The 18,918-nt window shown below is 68.3% G+C and carries 17 protein-coding genes and 1 pseudogene; 6 read left to right on the top strand and 12 right to left on the bottom strand.

What is annotated here, in order from left to right:
* The 5 genes from C4B68_RS00515 to C4B68_RS00495 form a co-directional block, all read right to left on the bottom strand.
* Entirely contained in the window at positions 1 to 555 is a 555-nt protein-coding gene (locus C4B68_RS00515) for a GNAT family N-acetyltransferase (protein ID WP_240634099.1), read from the bottom strand.
* The gene (locus C4B68_RS44545; protein WP_373682280.1) at positions 552 to 1,817 is read right to left on the bottom strand and encodes an NsdA family TPR-like regulatory protein; all 1,266 of its coding nucleotides are present in this window, start codon (positions 1,815 to 1,817) and stop codon (positions 552 to 554) included. The genes C4B68_RS00515 and C4B68_RS44545 overlap by 4 nt, the downstream gene beginning before the upstream one ends.
* Positions 1,818 to 1,877: 60 nt before the next feature.
* Positions 1,878 to 2,288: a transposase gene (locus C4B68_RS00505; protein ID WP_099506375.1), complete on the bottom strand. Its 411-nt coding sequence runs from the start codon at positions 2,286 to 2,288 to the stop codon at positions 1,878 to 1,880.
* A 139-nt stretch (positions 2,289 to 2,427) separates the two neighbouring features.
* A complete protein-coding gene (locus C4B68_RS00500; RefSeq protein WP_099506376.1) occupies positions 2,428 to 2,652 on the bottom strand; it encodes a hypothetical protein in 225 nt (74 codons plus the stop codon).
* 145 nt (positions 2,653 to 2,797) lie between these two features.
* Positions 2,798 to 3,433: a TetR/AcrR family transcriptional regulator gene (locus C4B68_RS00495; protein ID WP_240634098.1), complete on the bottom strand. Its 636-nt coding sequence runs from the start codon at positions 3,431 to 3,433 to the stop codon at positions 2,798 to 2,800.
* Positions 3,434 to 3,553: 120 nt separating this feature from the next.
* On the opposite strand from C4B68_RS00495, the gene C4B68_RS00490 reads away from it, so the two are divergent.
* Positions 3,554 to 4,492 (top strand): SDR family oxidoreductase, encoded by a 939-nt coding sequence (locus C4B68_RS00490; RefSeq protein WP_099506378.1) that lies wholly within the window; start codon positions 3,554 to 3,556, stop codon positions 4,490 to 4,492.
* On the top strand, positions 4,489 to 5,697 hold the full coding sequence (locus C4B68_RS00485) for an MBL fold metallo-hydrolase (protein WP_240634097.1): 1,209 nt from the start codon (positions 4,489 to 4,491) through the stop codon (positions 5,695 to 5,697). Before C4B68_RS00490 ends, C4B68_RS00485 begins: the two co-directional genes overlap by 4 nt.
* Positions 5,698 to 6,105: 408 nt before the next feature.
* On the opposite strand, the gene C4B68_RS00480 is transcribed toward C4B68_RS00485, so the two are convergent.
* The 4 genes from C4B68_RS00480 to C4B68_RS00465 form a co-directional block, all read right to left on the bottom strand.
* Complete coding sequence (locus C4B68_RS00480; RefSeq protein WP_240634096.1) at positions 6,106 to 6,516, bottom strand: amidohydrolase family protein; 411 nt, start codon at positions 6,514 to 6,516, stop codon at positions 6,106 to 6,108.
* A gap of 156 nt (positions 6,517 to 6,672) precedes the next feature.
* The gene (locus tag C4B68_RS00475; RefSeq protein ID WP_143674537.1) at positions 6,673 to 6,900 is read right to left on the bottom strand and encodes a hypothetical protein; all 228 of its coding nucleotides are present in this window, start codon (positions 6,898 to 6,900) and stop codon (positions 6,673 to 6,675) included.
* A gap of 114 nt (positions 6,901 to 7,014) precedes the next feature.
* Positions 7,015 to 7,485, bottom strand: coding sequence for a Scr1 family TA system antitoxin-like transcriptional regulator (locus tag C4B68_RS42680; protein WP_240634095.1), 471 nt, complete (start codon positions 7,483 to 7,485; stop codon positions 7,015 to 7,017).
* A complete protein-coding gene (locus C4B68_RS00465; RefSeq protein WP_146119946.1) occupies positions 7,379 to 8,917 on the bottom strand; it encodes a hypothetical protein in 1,539 nt (512 codons plus the stop codon). Before C4B68_RS00465 ends, C4B68_RS42680 begins: the two co-directional genes overlap by 107 nt.
* Before the next feature lie 308 nt (positions 8,918 to 9,225).
* On the opposite strand from C4B68_RS00465, the gene C4B68_RS00460 reads away from it, so the two are divergent.
* The 4 genes and pseudogenes from C4B68_RS00460 to cutA all read left to right on the top strand — a co-directional run bounded on the left by C4B68_RS00460 (position 9,226) and on the right by cutA (position 15,682).
* Positions 9,226 to 10,542 carry a hypothetical protein gene (locus tag C4B68_RS00460; RefSeq protein WP_143674539.1) on the top strand — a complete coding sequence of 439 codons (1,317 nt, stop codon included), beginning with the start codon at positions 9,226 to 9,228 and terminating at the stop codon, positions 10,540 to 10,542.
* Between the two features lie 218 nt (positions 10,543 to 10,760).
* Positions 10,761 to 11,786, top strand: coding sequence for a hypothetical protein (locus C4B68_RS00455; RefSeq protein ID WP_104879928.1), 1,026 nt, complete (start codon positions 10,761 to 10,763; stop codon positions 11,784 to 11,786).
* 623 nt (positions 11,787 to 12,409) lie between these two features.
* Positions 12,410 to 14,530: pseudogene (gene rpsA / locus C4B68_RS00450) on the top strand (30S ribosomal protein S1); the annotation flags it as partial.
* An 825-nt stretch (positions 14,531 to 15,355) separates the two neighbouring features.
* On the top strand, positions 15,356 to 15,682 hold the full coding sequence (gene cutA / locus C4B68_RS00445) for a divalent-cation tolerance protein CutA (protein WP_099506690.1): 327 nt from the start codon (positions 15,356 to 15,358) through the stop codon (positions 15,680 to 15,682).
* A 55-nt stretch (positions 15,683 to 15,737) separates the two neighbouring features.
* Here the strand turns inward: cutA and C4B68_RS00440 are convergent, their stop codons facing one another.
* The 3 genes from C4B68_RS00440 to C4B68_RS00430 form a co-directional block, all read right to left on the bottom strand.
* The gene (locus tag C4B68_RS00440; RefSeq protein ID WP_099506689.1) at positions 15,738 to 16,979 is read right to left on the bottom strand and encodes a helix-turn-helix transcriptional regulator; all 1,242 of its coding nucleotides are present in this window, start codon (positions 16,977 to 16,979) and stop codon (positions 15,738 to 15,740) included.
* Between the two features lie 192 nt (positions 16,980 to 17,171).
* Complete coding sequence (locus C4B68_RS42340) at positions 17,172 to 18,335, bottom strand: helix-turn-helix domain-containing protein (RefSeq protein ID WP_206337051.1); 1,164 nt, start codon at positions 18,333 to 18,335, stop codon at positions 17,172 to 17,174.
* Between the two features lie 6 nt (positions 18,336 to 18,341).
* On the bottom strand, positions 18,342 to 18,761 hold the full coding sequence (locus C4B68_RS00430; protein WP_099506688.1) for an NUDIX hydrolase: 420 nt from the start codon (positions 18,759 to 18,761) through the stop codon (positions 18,342 to 18,344).
* Positions 18,762 to 18,918 lie beyond the last annotated feature (157 nt).

Genomic DNA, 18,918 nt, shown 5'->3' with positions numbered 1-18,918 from the left:
TCAGGCCAGTTCGCGGGTCATGGACGCGTAGACGGGGCTGTCGGGGAACGGCTGCTGTTGGCCGACGGTCCGGTAGCCCCACGCCTCGTAGACGGCCTGCACGGACCCGTTGCCCGCGGCCGGGTTCACCAGGAGGGTGACGCGCTGCTCGGTGCGGCGGGCCAGCCATTCTTCGTGGATCTGCCAGGCCACGCCCCGCCCGCGCCACGGCTTGCGGACGACGATCTCGTTGAGGGCGACGGTGCGTTTTCCGTCCTCGGTGGTGTAGCCGTCGGGCAGCGGCGTGGTCATCGAGCGCCACCATGTGCTGTCCGGGCCGAGCGTGATGCCGAATGCGAAGCCGACTGGTTCGTCGCCTTCCCAGCCGACCGCTGCGGTGAAGCCGGGGCGGGAGGAGTAGCGGGCGAGGCGCTCGTCGAACCGTTCCACGCTGTTGAAGTCGTTGTTCAACTTGAAGTCACCGTGGCGGACTTCAGCATGAATGTCGAGGATGATGTGCCGGATCTCGGGGAGCTGTTCGGCGGTGTAGTGCTTGACCTCGACGTCCATGGTCATGCCCTCCTGGCGTTCGCGTGCTGGTCGGCCCAGTCGGCTGCATAGCGGCTGCCTGGGGCGATGGCCGCCAGAGCCTGGGTGAACTCGTCCAGCAGGCGTCCTGATCGCCCGGTCAGTGAATCATCGCCGTCGCGGGTCAGTACAGAGCTCGCGGTGGCATAGGCGTGCTCTACGTCGCGTTGCCTGATCTGCGAAAGGGCCAGTTGGGTGCGGTAGTAGGTGCGGTTGCGTCGGTACTCGGGCCGTAGTTGGGCCAGGGTGCGGTGGAAGTGCGCCTCTGCCTGCTCGTGTTGACCGAGCTTGGTGCACGCGATCGCGGAGAGCCCTTCAAGTTCGGCACGGTCGTAGAAGCCGACCCAGGCGGGCCGTTGGGTGTGCGGGTCCGCTTTGGCGAGGGCGTCGCGGGCGCTGTCGAGGGCACGTTCCACACCGCGATGGTCCTTTTGTGCTGCCAGGACCCCGGCGAGGCGGGCTGAGGCCAGGGAACGGAACACGGGGTCGCGGCGGCACATGGAGGAGGCGCGGCCGGCCTGCGCTGCGGCCACCGCGTCGTGGGGATTGTCCTGCTGGCTGGCGAGGAGGGTGGCGTGCCCGAGCAGCCGGAGCCGGATTTCCTCGCTGCCCGACAGGCTGGCCAGCGTCATTGCTCGGTCGAGGTGGCGTTGGGCGCGGTCGGTCTGTCTGGTGTCGATGGCGGCCCACAGGGCGGTGCCGGTGAATGCGGCTGCCAGGTAGTAGAGGCGGGCGCGGACGCGCTGGCTGGCTGAGCCGACCTGCTGGAGTTCCATGGCGTGGTGGGCGAACGCGAGGGCACGCGTCTGGATGTCGAGGGCGGCGCCGTGCTCGTTGTCGGAGGCGATCAGCTGCTGGAAGGCGTGCTCAAGACGGTCGGCGTCGCTCATGCCGACGCGCAGCGCGCCGTGGGCTGGGGCAGGAGGCAGGGCGGCTGCGGCTGCGAGGCCGAGAGCGGAGCCGGCGAAGGTGCGTCGCCGCACGGGGTCCTCCGGGGTTTCTGGTCGGGTCGTGGCTGTCCGGCGCGGGGGTCTGGTGAACCCGCGCCCAGGGCCGCGTACGGCATTGGCTTCGTATTCGACGGGCGGGATGTGCCCTATCTCGCGGTCGACGCGGTCCGGGGCCCGGGCGGCGGCCGGGTCCGGGAGGGTGGTGATGACCTTCTTGCCGCGGACCGCGCCGGCGATGCCGACCTCACGCATCAGGCGCTCGATCGTGCAGCGGGCCACTGCATGGCCCTGCCGGTTCAGCTCGCGGGTGCGGCCGCCGGACGGGCCGGAGGCTGTCGCACAACTTCCGCTTGGTGATGGTCAAGAGCGAGTTTCGGCTGTGTGGCTGAGGATCTTGTTGAGGTTGTGGACTGTGCCGAGGAGCTTGATCTCGGTGTCGACCTCTTGGCCGCCGCGGTAGTTGAGGTGGCGGCCGAACCGCTGGAAGAGTTGCGCGAATCCTGGTTCGACCAGGGCGCTGCCTTGACGGTACTGGGCTTGACCGGCCGGGGTGGCGAGGCGGGCGGCCATGGCGTGCTGGCCGGCGGGCGCGTTTTGGCGCTTCGCGGGGAATCCTGCCTGGTGGGCTTCGCTGGTGACCGAGACCAGCAGTGGCAGGTCAGCGAGGGCCTCGAAAGCTGCGGTGGAGGCGTATCCGCTGTCGGCGAGCCAGAGTTGGATGTCGCCGGGGAGTCCGGCGGCCTGGTGGTTGTGCTGGGTCTTCGCCACCATCGGGACGAGGGCCGTGGTGTCCGAGGGGTTGTCACCTCGATGGCCAAACCCGCAGGAATTGGCCGACCAGGTCCTGGCCCGTATCGGCGCGGGTCCGGGCTGACAGGACCTCCACTGCGTGATCGCGGAGGCGGTCTTGTCAGCCGCCGACCTGCCGAGTCTTGGCATGGGCCAGGCGGTAGGAGTCGGCGCCGGTCTCGATGATGTTGCCGCCAACACCGGTGGAGCCAGCCCTGACTGTCAGGTGGGGCCGGAGCCCGCTGTCAAAGCCCGCCTTCGCCGCGCCGACGCTGGCGACGTCTTTCCGGCCTGCTCCTCGATGCCCGGCGATATCCGGACTGCTTGGGCGCGGCGTTGCCCGCATCGGGGGTCACACCTCGCCGACCGCGAGCGGGCCATGGCCCACTCCATCCATTCCTGCTCGGCCACGGCCAACTCGGCCCGGCGACGGCGCAGTGTCCTTGGCCTCGCCCCCGGCCCCGTCGCGATGAACCCCGGGGGTGGCGTCCTCAGGCTTGACGGGCCAATGCGTCGTACGCGGCGACGATCAGCAGGGTGCACAGATCCACGATCTCCTCGACGCTGCCTTTCTGGCGGCCGAGCGTCCAGTCGACCAGGAGTTCGTTGACGCCGCCGACGAGTGCGATCGCCATCATGGGCAGTTTCGGCGTCGTCCGTGTCCCCATGTGGCGGAGCGCGACGGCGGCGATGAAGTCGGCGAACTCGTGCATGACCGCGTGGCGGCGCTGTTCGAGGCGGGGGCTGACCCCGACCACCTCGATAAGCACGATGCGGGCCTTGCGCGGATCGTCGGTCAGCGCGCGGACGAATACGTCGAGGCCGGCGCGGACCTGCGCTTCGAGCTCCGGACCGGCCTGGTCGGCTGCGGCGAAGGTCGCCACCTGGACCCCGCGGATCAGCTCGTCGTAGACCGTGGCGAGCAGATCCTCCCGGTCGCGCAGCGATTCGTAGAAGTACCGCTCGGTGAGCCCGGCCTCCCGGCAGATGCTCTTCACCGACGTGGCCGCGTAGCCGGTGGTGCCGAACAGCTCCAGTCCGGCGGCGATCAGCCGTGCTCGCCGCTCCTCGCGTCGCTGTGCCGCGTCACGGCCCCCGTACCGGCGTCCCTCGCCCCGTGCCGTCACGCCCACCTCACTGCATTCCTGTCGGACTCCTTGACAGCATGCCCGATCAATCTGACCCTGCTCCATGTCAGATTGAGTTCTGGCAGGCGGCCCGCACGATGCGTGCAAGGACGGAGAGCCATGACAGACGAGTCGGTACGCCGTGGGACGGGAAGACCGCTGCCCCGCTCGGCCCGATCGCCGCTCGAGGGCCGGGTGGTCGCGGTCACCGGCGCGGGCCGCGGCATCGGCCGGGCCGTCGCGGACACCCTGGCGGGGGCTGGCGCCCTGGTCGCGCTCGGAGACCTGGACGAGGCGTCGACCCGAACCGCGGCGGAGGAGATCTGCCGCACCGAGGACGGCCATGCGGCGGGCTTCGCCCTGGACGTCACGGACACCGCGTCGTTCGCGGCCTTCCTGGACCGGGCGGAAGAGCGGTTCGGGCCCGTGGACGTACTGGTCAACAACGCCGGGATCATGTGGGTCGGGCCGTTCGCGGACGAGGGCGAGCAGACCGCGGTCCGCCAGTTCGACGTGAACGTGCACGGGGTGCTGCGCGGGATGAAGCTCGCGGCGCCCCGGATGCGCGCCCGCGGCAGCGGACACATCGTCAATATCGCGTCCGCGGCCAGCAAAGTGACCCCCATGGGCGAGGCCACCTACGCCGCCACCAAGCACGCCGTCCACGGCTACAGCTCCGCGGTGCGGGCCGAACTGCGCGGCAGCGGTGTCCAGGTCTCCCTTGTCATGCCCGGTGTCGTGGACACCGAGCTGGCGGTCGGCACCAGCGCCGGCCCCACCCGCCGTCTGACCCCGCAGGACGTCGCCCGAACGGTCCTGAGCGTGGTCCTCCGCCCCCGGCCCGAGGTGTTCGTACCGCGGCACATCGGTCTGGTCCCGTGGGTCTCCGCGCTGCTGCCGGCCAAGGCCCGGGCGGGGTGGCTGCGGTTGGTCGTGCCCGACCAGCTGGCCGCGCTCACGGACCCGTCGGTACGCGCCGCCTACGAGCGCGACAGCGGCGGCACCGCGACACAAACCGGCGGCGCCGCCCCACAAACCACGGAAAGGACGGAACGATGAGCGCGCCCGGAACCGAGCAGCCACCGCCTGGTGACACCGTCAGCGCAGGCATGCGCACGATCCCGGAATTCGAGGGCGTGCACGAGGTGTGGCCACGGGGCGACCGGCTCCAGGCCGTGCGCGAGGCCGCCCTCGCCTATCGCGAGCGCTTCCGCGGCCAGGGCCGGATCCACGCGGTGCGCAGCTTCGACATCGCGGCCGCGCCGTACCCCACCCGGTACGCCTTCCACGGCGCCGCGATCGGTCCGAACCCGTTCGTCAACATCGTCAACCGGGTACTGGTCGTGCACTTCGACGGCTTCGACGGAGTGCCCAGGACCCTGGTCTGGGAACCCACCGTCGCCGCCGGGTCGAGCACCGCCCCCTTCTACGCCCAACTCAAGCGCCTGGCAGGTGACTTCCTCAGCGACCGGGTGTTCACCCGCTATTACCACGAGCCCGAGGAGGTGCTGCCCCTGTGCGGTCTGCGTCCGGAGGACGTCGACTACGTCAGCTTCGACCACCTGCACGTTCAGGACGTCCGGCTGATCATGGGCAGCTCCAAGCCCCTCCCCGGACAGGCGACCCCGCCCGAGCCGCTGTTCCCCCGCGCATCCCTGCTGGTGCACCGCAAGGAGCTGGGCACCTTCGCCTCGCCGCACCCGATGCAGTGGGCCTGGTACGTCGACGGCGGCATGGATGGTGTGCCCGAGGACCGCGTCGCCGCCTTCGACGCAGACGTGGAACTCGGCGTCGGCGTGAGCCTGCTGTGGACGCCCGGCCACACCGACGGCAACCACTCGCTCGTGCTCAACACCCCCGACGGCATCTGGGTCTCCTCGGAGAACGGTGTGGCGGCCGACAACTGGCAGCCCGAGCTCTCCCGGATCCCCGGGGTCAGGCGGCACGCGCGGTTCTTCGGCCACGAGATCGTGCCCAACGCCAACACCCTCGAGGACTCCCTCGACCAGTACGACTCCATGGTCAAGGAGAAGACGCTCGCCGACCGCAGCGCCCGAGACCCGCGCTGGCTGCAGATCCTGCCGTCCTCGGAAATCGCCCGCTGGAAGCGGCAGTGGCCGGTCTGGCCCACGCACTCGCACGGCGGACTGCGCTACGGGAGCTTCCCGGGCGAGGCCGCGGAAGGCCGAGGAGAGACCTGCTGTGCGACCGCGACAGCCGCCGCACTCGGGCCTTCGACGCCGTCTTCAGGAGTGGGAGCATAGAGATCCTCAAGGCGGCGCCGCAGCGCCGTCAGGTCCGGAAGCATAGGTCTGGGCGAGGTCACCGGCCGTGTGCAGCAGGCAGCAGGGGAGCGATGATGGACAAGGTGTACCAGGATACGGCGGCGCCCCTGACGGATCTGGGCCCCGGGGCAAGCATGGCGGTCGGCGCTTCGGGCTGCTTCCCACGACGCTCATCCGTGCGCTCCTGGACGCAGGGGCCGTCCACGCCGCGATCGTGTCCAACAATCACGGCGTGGACGACTTCAGGCTAGGGGTGCTGCTCGCGAAGCACCGCGTAGCGCATCACGGCGTCGTATGTGGGTGAGAATAGCGAATTCGCCCGGCAGTACCTCGCCCGCGAGGTTGAGCTGTGCCCCAGGGCAGGCGGGCGAGGATGAGACCCGGTGGTCAGCATGCGCCGGTTCGGTGGCAGATAGCTCCTCCGACCATGGTGAGCACGCTCTCTGTGGTGGGAAGTGCCTCTGTCTCGACGCTGAAGATGTCCTGGGAGAGTACGGCGAGATCGGCAAGGTAGCCGGGGGTGAGCAGGCCGAGTTCGTGCTCACGGCGCTGCGCCCAAGCGCTACCGAGGGTGTAAGCCCGCACAGCAGTGGTGATGTCGACGGCCTCTTCGGGACGCGCCGGATGGGTCACCGCGCAGAAGATGCCCAGGAATGGGTTCAGCGGCCCGTCCGATCCGATGCCGAGCCTTAGCCTCGCGCTTTCGCGCGCAGCGTGATCATGGATGCGGCGGACAGTGCTGTTCCGCTGCTGCTGGGCGTTTCTGCCTGATCTTCGAACCAGACGGACTTCGCGCACGAGAACCGGAGCAAACGGGCGGCCAAGTTCGCAGCTCGATGGACGCGAGAGTGCGCGTATGGGGCAAACACCTCAAACCTGACGGCCATGAAAGTTACTTACCGACATGGACGGTCTCTAAATGCCCACTGAGATAACGGCGGCGCTGAGGGCGCGTCAGCCGAGCGAGGTGGACGGGTCGTCGACCGGGCGGCCGCCGGCTCCAAGAACACGGCGCGGCCCCCGGGGCGCCGCCGTTTGCGCTCCGAGCACTCCCCGGCCCCGCAGCTCGTCAAGGTCGGGGAGGCGGACACCGGGCAGGGCGTCGAGGAGATCGGCCTGGGCGGCGCGGATGCTGTGCGCCGGAGCCTGAGGGCCGGTGCCAAGGGTGCGGCGGGCGGTCACGCTGGCATCGTACGGGCGGTGCACCGTTGTTGATCCCTACGCGGTGATCCCGGCCAGTTCATGGACTCCGGAGACGGGGAGGTTATCCGGAGTTCAGGCCCGCCCGTACGACCCTCACCGTGACGGGTAGCGCGTGGGCGTTCGACTCGCTTGAGGACTTCGCGGGGGTGCTCGTGCCGGCGGCGGGCCTGGGTGCCGTACCAGACCCTGCGTTACCCAACCGGTGGTAGATGACGCCCTCTTCGACCAGCATGACGAACCCGGTGCCCCGGTTCGTGGAGGGACTTTCGACCGTTCGAGGCGCGCTGCGGCGTCGTCCGGTAGGTCCAGCAGCCGGGCGTTGGTGCTGAGCACGGCCCGCGCGGAGCCCTCGGTCTGGAGCAGGCCAGGGACCAGGTGGTCGAGTAGACGCGGGAGAGCCGTGGCGCTTCGGTCGTGGCACGGGGCTGTGCGGGTGGTGACGGTGCTGGGGATGGTGCTATGGGCGGGGGCCTGCGGATAGATCTTCCGTTGTCGGGTCCTGATGGTCCAGGAGCGTGCTGAGGGCGGCGAGGAATTGGTCTCGGACGCGCTGAAATTCTTCACGGCTGTTCGGCCGGTGCTCGTGCCAGGTTCGGATCTCGTCCAGGGCACGGGCTGTCTCGAGCACCGGTTGCCAGGGCGGATCGACTGCAGCGTTGGGGTGCGTGGAGGGGGTATGGGCCGCCATTCGTTCCAGCTTCTCGCATCGGTGGATGACCGTGCGCAGGTTCTCGGCGAGGATGCGGTCGAAGCGGGCGTCGGAGAGCCGGTTCAGGGCGTGGGTCAGCTGCGGGCGCTGGCGTTCCAGTTCTGCCTGGACAGCTGTGGGCGTGGGGAATTCCGCCAAGGAGCGTGGTGGCGTAGCGGTGTCCTTTGGGGTTGTGGGGGGTGGCTGTGGGGGCGATGAGATGGTCTTGGCCACGGGGGCGAAGGCGGCGCAGGCGCGGGCGGCAAGTTCCAGAAACCACGTCTGTTCTCTTTCGCGTGCGCGTCGCGTGACGAACATCAGGGCGCAGGCTTGGAGGGCGAGAAGATACTGGGGGCGCCAATCGGTCAAGGAGTAGTGCCGGGTGAGGCGCCAGTCGTCCGGCGCGGATCGTGTCTGCTGAATGGTCGAGTGCAAGCTGGCAGGCAGCAAGTCCTCGTTCGGGTCGGGTGCCGCGTCTGCGGTGAGAAGTTCGATCAGGTCGTTGAGGGCTCGCTCGCTCAGCTCAGGGAGGTAGTCGCAGACCAGGCACAGTGTGAGATGTACCGGATCCCGTGCCAGCAGGCCGCGTTGCTGAAAGCGTGACAGGTCGACGAGGCGATGGGCGTCGGGGACGAGTGAGGGGGTCGTCTCCACCATGATGTTGGCGGGGTGCAGGTCGTAGTGGGCGCGTCCCAGAGCGACGGTGGGTGGCTTCAGTCCGGCCAGCGGCGAGCTGGGGAACAGCAGGGGGTTGGGCAGGGATTCGGAGCAGCCCGGCAACGTAATGTGCGGACGCTGGGCGTCGGCGCCCAGAACGCGGGTTGCCGTGCGGGCCAGTCGGCTGTCGGGGGCTGCCCGGTGGCCGAGCGCCTGGCGCAGGTATTCCAGCGCCGACATGGTGTGATCGGCGCCCGGGTCCGGATTCCACTCGCTCAGCACCGAACGGATGACTGCTGCGGCAACGGTGGCGCGCTCTGTGGGGGAAGTGAGCCCACTGAGCGGGGTCAGTTCGTGATCCCCGCGGTCGTCGAGGGCAATGCTGAGAAACATCAGCCAGGTGTCTCCCACCGCCAGCGGCGGGTAGACCTGTCGGACGAGGCGGCGGTCGGGGAAGTCGAAGGTGCGTGCTCCTTTGTTGAACGGCGGGCCTGACTTCCATGCGATATCCAGGTCGTAGGGTTCGGTGACGGCGCCTTCGTCCGGTGCGCAGAGTTTGATCAGCAGTTTGTGTTCCGGGTGGTCTGCGTCCCCGTCGTGATGGAAGATGGCCAGCCGGGCTCCGCTGCCGCCGTCCGGCAGTGCCTCCACGAAGTCCAGCGTGCGCCCGCCGCGCTGCCACTGCTCCAGTGCGGCCGCTGCTTCCTCACCGAAGTAGGTGCATCCGCTCATCGGCCCAGTCTGTCCGAACCGGGCCCGTGGTGGCGCATGTTGTGGTGATATGCCTGCGGAACGTATCGGGGGATCTGGCGATGGCGTGGCATGGTGATATGGCCCGGCTGCAGCGTGTGGCGGCGGCGGGAAGGTCCATCGGGGCGAGCAGACTTGAGGCCGCGGTGGCCGGCCACGACCCGGCGTCCGGGCCGTTCCGGTTACGGGGTGCGCGCATCGTGGGTCCGGTGGATCTGACGCACCGGCGGCTCGGTTTCGGACTGGAGTTCGTGGAGTGCCACTTTGCGGACCCTCTGGATCTGCGCGGTCTTTCGGCGGTGTCGCTGGATCTCGGTGCCTCGCGTGTTCCCGCGTTGATGGCCGACGGCCTTGCGGTCGAGGGAGATGTGCGGCTGGCCGGCTGCCGCATCGGTGCTGAGCCTGGCCAGCCGATGGCACTGGGCACCGGGGTGGGCGCCGTGCGCGACGGGGTGCGGGCACCGCGCCGGGTGCCGGAGTCTTCTGCTCATGCGCCGCTGCGGCTTGCGGACGCGCGGATCGCCGGCAACCTGGTGGCAGAGGAGCTGTCCCTGTTCTCCACCGGCCTGTGGTCGTGTTTTGCCCCCCGGCTGCGGGTTGACGGCGCTGTCCAGGGACAGGACCTGAACTCCACCGGAGCGCTCTATCTGCGCGACGCCCGGGTCGGGCACGCTGTCGGTTTGAACGGGGCGCGGGTCGGCGGCCTGGATGCCACCGGGCTGGCCTGCGGCCGGGGGTTTTACGCGGACTGGGGTTTCCACACCAGTGGCCAGGTCCTCCTGCGGGGAGCCGCCGTCGAGTCCGTGGTCACCTTTCACGATGCCACCCTGGCCGGCCCGCACGCGGGACTTGTCCTCAGCAGGCTGACGACCCCGCGGCTGCGCCTTGACCTGCACAGCGCTCCGCAAGGACGAATCGTCTTGCGGGATGCTCACGTCGGCGCCCTGGTCGACGATCCGTCTGCCTGGCCTCTCCCGGGCAACCTCGACATCGAGGGGCTGGTCTACAAACGCCTGGGTTCCGCCTCGCCTGTGGATGTGAAGGGCCGGCTCGGCTGGCTCGCCCTCGACAAGGAGGCAGGGGTCGGCGTCTTCGAACAACTGGCCGTGTCCTACCAGTTGTCCGGGGACGAGAGAGCGGCGCGGACTGTACGCCATGCACGGGAGCGGCACCTGCGGCGTGGGGACCGGTTCACCGGCCGGATCTGGGGCATTGTGCAGGACGTCCTGTTCGGCTATGGGTACGCTCCGCGGCGGGCGCTGCTGTGGTTGCTGGCTCTGGTGGCGGCGGGCTCTTCTTGGTTCTCGGTGCGCACGCCCGCCCGGGTGGGCGGTTCGGGCCAGCGCGTCTTCGATCCGGTGCTGTACTGCGTGGATCTGTTGGTGCCCGTCGTCTCGTTGGGCTACCGCTCCGCTTTCGATCCTGCGGGCTGGGACAAGGCGGTTGCCGTTTTCCTCATCGTGTCCGGATGGCTGCTGGCGACCGCCGTGATCTCGGGCGCCAGCCGCGCTCTGGGGCGCGCATGACCAGCGGGAGGCGTGCGTGAGGGGGTTTCGCGCTCCGTTGTGCGCCTGCCTTGCTGCCGTGCGCCCTCACTTCTTGTGTGCCTGTCCGGGCGGAACCGATGGGGCACAAGGCAGCGTTGTGGGTGCAAGACGAGCGGGGCGCCTACGGAAGGCGGGTGCACGAACAGTTGAGGTTTTCGGCCCATGGCCGATCGTACGCGAACGGATCTGAGGGACTCATGAACGAAGACGAGTACTGGGTCGACCTGTGTCAGCACAATGCCGTGCTGGGCGGCGGGTTTTTCATCACCCGTTTCTTCGTCATGACGCTCATTGAGTGCGTGCAGTCGCTCGACAACGGCTCCACGCTGGTCCTGGAGCTGGCCGGCGAAGAACCGGTGGAGCTGGAAGGGCGGGTTGTCGACTTGCAGCCGGAGGCCGGCCTTGCTTTGATCTTGGTGGTGGCCCGGCCGAGTCAGGTTCTTCCCACTCCGCGTATGGATCATGTCGTCAAGGGCGATGACTGGCTGGCCCCTTACACCCCCCCGCGCGTGCGGCGCCCGTTGCACGGCACGGTGGACGACGTCGTGCACGACCACGCGCAGGATGCTCCCTGCCGTACGACTCTTCAGCTGGTGCTGGACGGGCCGGCCAAGGATTACAGCGCCTTCGGCGGCGGGCCTGTCGAACGGGTGACCGCGGATACGGAGCAGACTCTGGTGGGTGTGCTCATGGGACCCAGCTCCCCTCGCTGGTCGGGTCCCAGCGCCGCCGACGGGGTGATCGCCACGGCGATCGACAGTGCGATGGAGGCGTTCCCAGGGCTGTCCGCTCTGAGCTTGGCGCAATGGCTGACCGGCAGTCCTCTGCCGGCGGCTCAGTCGGCTGCGGCCCCCTCACCCGAGGAAGCGGTCGTGCTCCCCGCCGCCCCCGGTGCCGGGCAGGCGCACAGCGCGCAGGCGCGCGCCGGAGCACACCATCAAACCCCTCCAGTTTGCGGCGACGGGGATTCCAGCACAGCCACTTTGGACATATCACCCAAGGCAGAGGCCGTCGCGTGGTCTCCTCAGGACATCAGGGACCCGGTGGTGGCCCAGCTGTGTGCTCGGACGGAAGACTCTCTCAAATTTCTCGACCACTTGGGCGACAGCAGGCTGGTCGACCGACTGGACTTGGACGCTTTCCGCCTACGGTTGCTCGACGACCTCACGAAGGCGTTGCGCGCACACGGGTCGCTCAGCGGCGACAAGGGGGGTGAGGCATGATCGATTCGTATGAAGATGCTGTGGCGTGTGCTGAAGCGGCACTGCGCGATGCCCGCCGAGTCACGGTGCCCGATGCACTGAAGACATTCACGGCCCGGTGGGCTGCGGGAGATTTTCCTGCCTATGGCGACGACCTTGTCTCCGTGATGCGGTTGGCGTGGCTGCTGTACCAGATGGGGCTGAACGACGCTTCCTACGCCCTGGTGAAGCAGCTCGTCTCACACCCGCCCCAGGGCCGTCCGCCGGGCGGCGATCCCAACCGGTGCGCTGTGCTGCTCACCTGCCTCGGCCGCCCAGATGAGGCCCAGCGGCTCTTGGCCAGCGATCAGGCAACAGCCGCTTTTGTCCCCCGCAGCACCGGGCGGGGCGGAGCAGCTGATGCCAGCGCCGACAGCCCTCCAGCCGCGCCGGGAGACGGCGCCTTACCCGCGATCCCGTCGGCTCCGGCATCTGACAGCGGCGGCGGTCCGGATTGGTCGCGGGGCCGGGCTCTGGCCAACCTCGCGGCCATAAGTGCCAGTACGCAGCCGGAGCAGGCAGCCCACTGGCTGGCCCAGGCCGAGGACCACCTCGGCACGGCACCTGGCACGCCACCTGCCGAAATCCGCCAGCTTCTTGCAGGCGTGCGGGTCACTCTCGGCCGCCGCAAGAAGCCGCAGGACGTCGATGACGCGCCGATGGCAGAGCTCAGGAACGCCTCCCTGACCGCCCTCGCCACACTCGACTCTCGCGACCCGCAGGGCTACCTGATCGTGGCTCAGCTCGCGCTGGCCTACGTCGAGTCGGCACGTGAGGCGCAGTCCAACGACCGGCTCGAGCATGCGGCAGGAGTACTGGAAGCGGCCAGCCAGCGCCTGTCCGCCATACTCGGTGCCGACCATCCCCGCGCACTGGTCGTGCAAGGCAAACTCGCCGCCGTGCAGGTTGAGTGCGCACGGGCAGCCCAATCAACAGCACGCCTGGACCGGGCCACCACACAGCTGGCCTTCATCAGCACCCGCCTGTCCCGGCGCCTCGGCGCGTGCCATCCTCAGACCCTTGCCGCGACCGGCAACCTCGCGGTAGCCCGGCTCGAATGCGTGCGCTCGACCACCGAACACACCCGGTCGGCACAGATCTGCCGGGACCTGCGGCGGCAATGCCGGACCATCACCGAGCTGGTCGGAGCAGACCACCCCGTCGCACGGCTGGTCAAAGCCTCCTACACGGTGTGCCAGAACCTGCTGGAAAAGAGCAGCGACAGCTGGCACAGCAGCCCACCGCCGTCCCGGGCGCGCCGCCGGCACAGCGCGCCCAGCACGGTTGCGGCCCACGCCGCCGCACCGTGGCAGGCAACGCACCCGCATCTCGCCGCAGCCTGGCCTGCCACGGCGGTGGCCATAGATCTCGCAGAGGCCACCGCGCCACCCGTCGCCATCAACGACATCGGTAACGAGGAAGCCTTCCTCGCCGCGATCGACGAGACGATCAAGTACTTCAACGACGGCGACATCGTCGACGGCGTCATCGTGAAGGTCGACCGGGACGAGGTCCTGCTCGACATCGGTTACAAGACCGAAGGTGTCATCCCGAGCCGCGAGCTTTCGATCAAGCACGACGTCGACCCGAACGAGGTCGTGGCCGTCGGCGACGAGATCGAAGCCCTTGTTCTCCAGAAGGAGGACAAGGAAGGCCGCCTGATCCTCTCGAAGAAGCGCGCCCAGTACGAGCGTGCCTGGGGCACGATCGAGAAGATCAAGGAAGAGGACGGCATCGTCACCGGTACCGTCATCGAGGTCGTCAAGGGTGGTCTCATCCTCGACATCGGCCTCCGCGGCTTCCTGCCCGCGTCTCTCGTCGAGATGCGCCGTGTCCACGACCTCCAGCCCTACGTGGGCAAGGAGCTCGAGGCGAAGATCATCGAGCTGGACAAGAACCGCAACAACGTGGTCCTGTCCCGCCGTGCCTGGCTGGAGCAGACCCAGTCCGAGGTCCGCCAGACGTTCCTCACCACCCTCCAGAAGGGGCAGGTCCGCTCCGGCGTCGTGTCCTCGATCGTCAACTTCGGTGCCTTCGTGGACCTGGGTGGCGTCGACGGCCTCGTGCACGTCTCCGAGCTCTCCTGGAAGCACATCGACCACCCCTCCGAGGTTGTCGAGGTCGGCCAGGAAGTCACCGTCGAGGTCCTCGACGTCGACATGGACCGCGAGCGCGTCTCCCTGTCGCTCAAGGCGACGCAGGAAGACCCGTGGCAGCAGTTCGCCCGTACGCACCAGATCGGTCAGGTCGTCCCGGGTAAGGTCACCAAGCTGGTTCCGTTCGGTGCGTTCGTCCGCGTGGACGAGGGCATCGAGGGTCTGGTCCACATCTCCGAGCTGGCCGAGCGCCACGTGGAGATCCCGGAGCAGGTCGTCCAGGTCAACGACGAGATCTTCGTCAAGGTCATCGACATCGACCTCGAGCGTCGTCGCATCAGCCTCTCGCTGAAGCAGGCCAACGAGTCCTTCGGTGCCGACCCGGCCTCGGTCGAGTTCGACCCGACCCTGTACGGCATGGCCGCGTCCTACGACGACCAGGGCAACTACATCTACCCCGAGGGCTTCGACCCCGAGACCAACGACTGGCTCGAGGGCTACGAGAAGCAGCGCGAGGAGTGGGAGCGCCAGTACGCCGAGGCGCAGGCTCGCTTCGAGCAGCACCAGGCGCAGGTCATCAAGTCCCGCGAGGCCGACGCCGCCGCGGCGGCCGAGGGCAGCGACGCCGCGGAAACACTCGTGTTCGACGACCCTGCGCCACAAGGACAGGACCGCTGGACCACAGCGGAATCCCGTCCGCCATCAAGCCGCCGCACGTCTGCTCAGCTCTTCCTCGCTCCAGGCGTCGACACCCCGACCTGGGGCACACTTCTGGCACTGGACATCGAGCAATTCAGCCATCGCAACACACCCGAGCAACACTCTCTCCAAAGAGCGCTGCAGGCGGTTTTCGACAACGCAGTCCAGTCCTGCGGTATTCAGCCCAAGCACGTCAGTATCGAGGACGGCGGCGACGGCAGCCTGATCGCGCTCCTCCCGGCGACCGTCCCCCTGGAACGGGTGCTCGCCACCCTGCCCCGCGCATTGCTCGAAGCACTGCGCGACCTCAATCGGCTGGCTTCACCCCAGGCACAGTTGCGGCTTCGGGCAGCCCTGCACACAGGCGCAGTAGCCCACGATCACCACGGATGGACCGGGGCCAGCAGGGACCAAGTCGCCCGCATGGTCAACGCTCCGGCACTCAGGGCTGCCCTCACCTCCGAGCCCGGGTTCCCTATGGCTTTCCTGATCTCCGATGCTGCGTTCCGCTCTCTCGTCCCCCCGAACACCGCAGCCGGCTACGCACAAGTCACCGTCGATGGCCTGTCCGACCAGGAGATGCGCGCCTGGGTATCCGTGCCCGGGATGTCTGATCCCGAACGGCTTCTTGCCGCAGTTGCGCGGCAGCAGCAGACCCAGGCGTCACGTCAAGACGTCCTCGGTGATCAGGGCCTGCGCGGGGGCAAGCCACGTGCTGGGTAGGGTCGTGGTATACCGAGCTGGAGAGGCAGTTGCATGGCCAACGAGATTGTGATCGCGCAGACGACCATCGACAACGAGGAACAGGCAAGGGCGCTGGCACGGGGCGCGGTTGAGAGCAAGTTGGCAGCGGGCGTTCACATCGACGCGCCGATCACCGCCGTCTACTGGTGGAAGAACGAGGTCGAGACGGCGCGGGAGTGGCGTATCTCGTACATGACGACGACAGACCGTCTCCCGCAGCTGGAGGCATGGCTGTCCGAGAAGCACCCGTATGACGTCCCTCAGTGGATCACGCTGCCTGTGACCGGCGGGTCGGAGGCGTACCTGTCGTGGGTTGTTGAGGAGACAACGCGGGACTGACGAGCGACGGCGCTCGTGTCCTGAGCTTGCCCGTGTACCGAACGAGGGGATCGATTCAGGACGCGAACTGCCGCAAGTGATGGGCGAGTTCCCGCTCACTGTCGGGGAGCCACGCGGCGATTTTCGCGGCGCGTTCCTTGCCCATCGTGTTGGGCTTGGCTTGTGACGCGGCCGTGAACTGGCGCGATACGTAGACGCCTTGTTCGACGTCCCCTCCGCGCAGGAGGGCCGAGGCGAGATCACCGAGGACGACGACGCCGCCATCCGGTAGTTCGTCCCCGAGGCGGTCGACCGCGGTGTCGGCCGTGGCGGTGAGTTCGGATCGCCCCAACTGCCCGTACACGGACAGGGCCAACGAATCCATCCGGTACGGCGTCACGAAGCGGACCCATGCCTGTTCGCTGGTGTGATCCGCGAAGTCGTAAGCGAAGCGTGCTCGATCAAGCGCACGCAGCGCACCTGTCTCGTCGCCGACCGCGGCAGCTTCCTCCGCCTGCCTTGCGAGGACCCAGGCTGCGGCCGCGGCGTTGCCGTGGCCGCGCACATCCTGGGAGGCCTGGGCCAGGAGTTCTAGCTTCCTCTTCGGTGTCGGAGCCCCGTAGCTGGCGTAGGTGAGGGCCAAGGCTCTGAGGGGAGGATGCCCGGCCTTCGCCGCGCACTCAGTCGTGACGTCGTAATAGGCGCCAGCCTTGTCGTACTCGCCCAGGTCCCAGGCCACCCATCCGGCAAGGGCAGCGGTCTCCCCGGCTGCGATGGTGAGAGCCCGTTCGTGCTCGCCGGCGTGAGGCAGGGCGGCGGTGATCGCGTCAAGGTGCGACTCAACCGTGCTCTGCAGGCGGCGGGCACTGAGATTGAGTTCCTGGACGTGCAGGTCAGCAGCTCGGTTGATGAGCGCGACCGCAGCGGGCGTGTCGATGCGGGAGCCCCTGCTGAGAGCAAAGGCGAGTCGCCCCCAGGGCTCGGCAGCCGCGCTTACGCCGATGACGGCGCTGCCCAGCAGCTTGCGGCGCTTCACGTCGTCCTGGTCCTCCTCTTCACGGACGTTCCACCTCCTCCGTCGGGCGCGGGCGGCCTTGGCCTCCCGCAGTAGTTCTTCGAAGGGGACGCCGGAGGCCGCTGCGATGTGGGCGAGTGTGTGGTCCGTAGGGACGTTCTCGAACTTCTCATAGCGGCTGATCTCCCGGCGGGTCAGGGTTGCCCGGCCGGAGACAGCGTTGATCGCGTCTGCCTGCTGCTCTTGCGTCCGGCCTGCGTCCTTCCGGAGCCGGAGCAACAGTTCGGCGAACGGATCTGGCATGAGTGTGACCTCTGTCGTGGGCGGAATCCAATCATGGCCCCAATTCCCCCCTGGGTTTCCCCCCTTGACAGATTTTTCCCCCTCTGGATTCCCCTGGTAGACGGCTTCGTAGCGCGGTGCCATGGGCCCATGACCACGTTCCTCAAGTCGGGCGACCGAGGCCAGCCGGCGCTGCCCTGGGACGAGATCAAGTTAGGCGGCCATCTCTTGCCGAATCCGGTCCAGGGCATGGTCTGCGACTTCTCTGATCTCCGGCAGCAGGTGGTGCGCCGCGCGCACGATGCGCTGCAATTGGTGGGGAAGGCGCTGGCGGACAGCTTCGTCGACGGCGGTGTGCAGGGACTGCGCGGCGCCGCCGCAGTCGTCGGCGGCCAGCCGTACCTGGGCCATGGTGATGAGCTCGATCACGCGCCACTGCGGGGCGACGGTGGTCGTCGGCACAGGACTGCCCTGCTCGACCAGTTGTATGGCGATGTCGGTCCTGCCAGTGGCCATCAACCCCCGCAACCGGATCTCGTGCAGGGCGTAGGGGTTGAACAACAACGTGTGTTCGGTCTCGTCGAGGAGCCGGTTCGTTTCCCTCATCGCCTCGTCGAACAGGGGCTGGTTCCGAAGGGCGCCGGCCGCGCGAGCGAGGAGCGGCAGCACTGCTGCTTTCGCCTCGTGGTCTGGTGCAAGGGCAGCCGCGTGCTGCAGTCGGTCGACGGCGGCGCCGTGGAGGCGGGCCTTGCGCAGTTCGTTGCCGTGCATGCGCAGAACGTAAGAGGTGAAGGACGGGGCGCCGAAGTAGCGGGCGATGTCGATGCTCTTCGCGGTCCAGCGGGCGGCGGTGCTCAGTCGTTCCTCTGGCAGGACGTTGCCCAGGGCGACGCCGAGGCCGACACGGGCTCGTGCCAGGAGGTGCAGGACGTCCCGTTCCGTGTGCCCGTCCTCCATGCGCGCTTCGAGCCGGGCGACCAGGGGCCAGAGCTCGGCGACGGCTTCGGAGGCGTGTCCGGACTGCCGGGCGATCTCAGCGAGGCGGACGGTGGACTCGCCGAACTGGAGCATGGCGCGGTGGTCGGTGTCCGCGGGATCGGTGACGCCGACGACGTGCAGGGGCAGACGCAGGGCCTCGGCGATGTACCGGCAAGAGCCGATGTCTTCGAGGCTCCGTTTGCCCAGTTCGAGGAGCGAGATGTACGTCTTGTCGTAGCCGAGGAGCCGACCGAGTTCGGACTGGTTCATGCCGTGCACGGCGCGGTGGAAGCTCAGGATGGCCCCGAGATCACGGGTGGCGAGGACTGCCACGGCCTGTGGGGTTGCCCAGTGCCACAGGGTGTGTTGCGAGCGCCGTGCCACCATCGAGCTGTCCATGGTCGGTCACATCCGTGCGTACCAGGCGGCGATGGACTGCTTGTATCCGTCCGGCATGGTCAGGCCGGGCACTTTGTTGGCGGTGAACATGCCGAGCTGCTTGTGCTCGTGACTCACCACGGGGATCTTGTCCGGGGTGAGGACGCTGCAGCCGTAGGTGACGATCACGACTCGCCGGTCCGGCATGGTCACAGGCAGGGGCTGGTAGATCCACACGTCCAGCAGAGGACCGGCCTTGACCGCCCAGCCGGTCTCCTCCTCGATCTCCCTCTCCACTGCCAACTCCGGCGTGCCATCGGAGGGTTCGAGTCGGCCTCCGGGCAGCTCCCATTCCTCGCGCTCGTTCTTCAGCAGCAGTACGCGTCGGCGGCTGTCCACGGCCACGCCCTTTACGGAGACGGGCCAGGTGGGGGGCGTGTACGCCATCGCTCTCCTCGGATTGCACGTACGGCCGGGGGTGGTCGGAACGTAGCACGCGGCCCCTGCCGCGAGTTGGGCGTGGGCGAATTGCCCGAGTCGACAATCTGTCGCTTTACCCACGACCCAGCAGCGCCGAACAGTGGAAGCACCACATGGCCGCGAA

The organism is Streptomyces dengpaensis, assembly GCF_002946835.1.
Taxonomy (GTDB): domain Bacteria; phylum Actinomycetota; class Actinomycetes; order Streptomycetales; family Streptomycetaceae; genus Streptomyces; species Streptomyces dengpaensis.
The sequence above is the reverse complement of the archived record's forward strand: the minus strand, read 5'-3'. Positions and strand labels throughout refer to the sequence as shown.

Coding starts and splice junctions, on each gene's coding strand:
- C4B68_RS00440 (WP_099506689.1), bottom strand. CDS start 16,979: ATGCCAGATCCGTTCGCCGAACTGTTGCTCCGGCTCCGGAAGGACGCA.
- C4B68_RS00505 (WP_099506375.1), bottom strand. CDS start 2,288: ATGGTGGCGAAGACCCAGCACAACCACCAGGCCGCCGGACTCCCCGGC.
- C4B68_RS00485 (WP_240634097.1), top strand. CDS start 4,489: ATGAGCGCGCCCGGAACCGAGCAGCCACCGCCTGGTGACACCGTCAGC.
- C4B68_RS00490 (WP_099506378.1), top strand. CDS start 3,554: ATGACAGACGAGTCGGTACGCCGTGGGACGGGAAGACCGCTGCCCCGC.
- C4B68_RS00430 (WP_099506688.1), bottom strand. CDS start 18,761: ATGGCGTACACGCCCCCCACCTGGCCCGTCTCCGTAAAGGGCGTGGCC.
- C4B68_RS42340 (WP_206337051.1), bottom strand. CDS start 18,335: ATGGACAGCTCGATGGTGGCACGGCGCTCGCAACACACCCTGTGGCAC.
- cutA (WP_099506690.1), top strand. CDS start 15,356: ATGGCCAACGAGATTGTGATCGCGCAGACGACCATCGACAACGAGGAA.
- C4B68_RS00455 (WP_104879928.1), top strand. CDS start 10,761: ATGAACGAAGACGAGTACTGGGTCGACCTGTGTCAGCACAATGCCGTG.
- C4B68_RS00515 (WP_240634099.1), bottom strand. CDS start 555: ATGACCATGGACGTCGAGGTCAAGCACTACACCGCCGAACAGCTCCCC.
- C4B68_RS00500 (WP_099506376.1), bottom strand. CDS start 2,652: ATGCGGGCAACGCCGCGCCCAAGCAGTCCGGATATCGCCGGGCATCGA.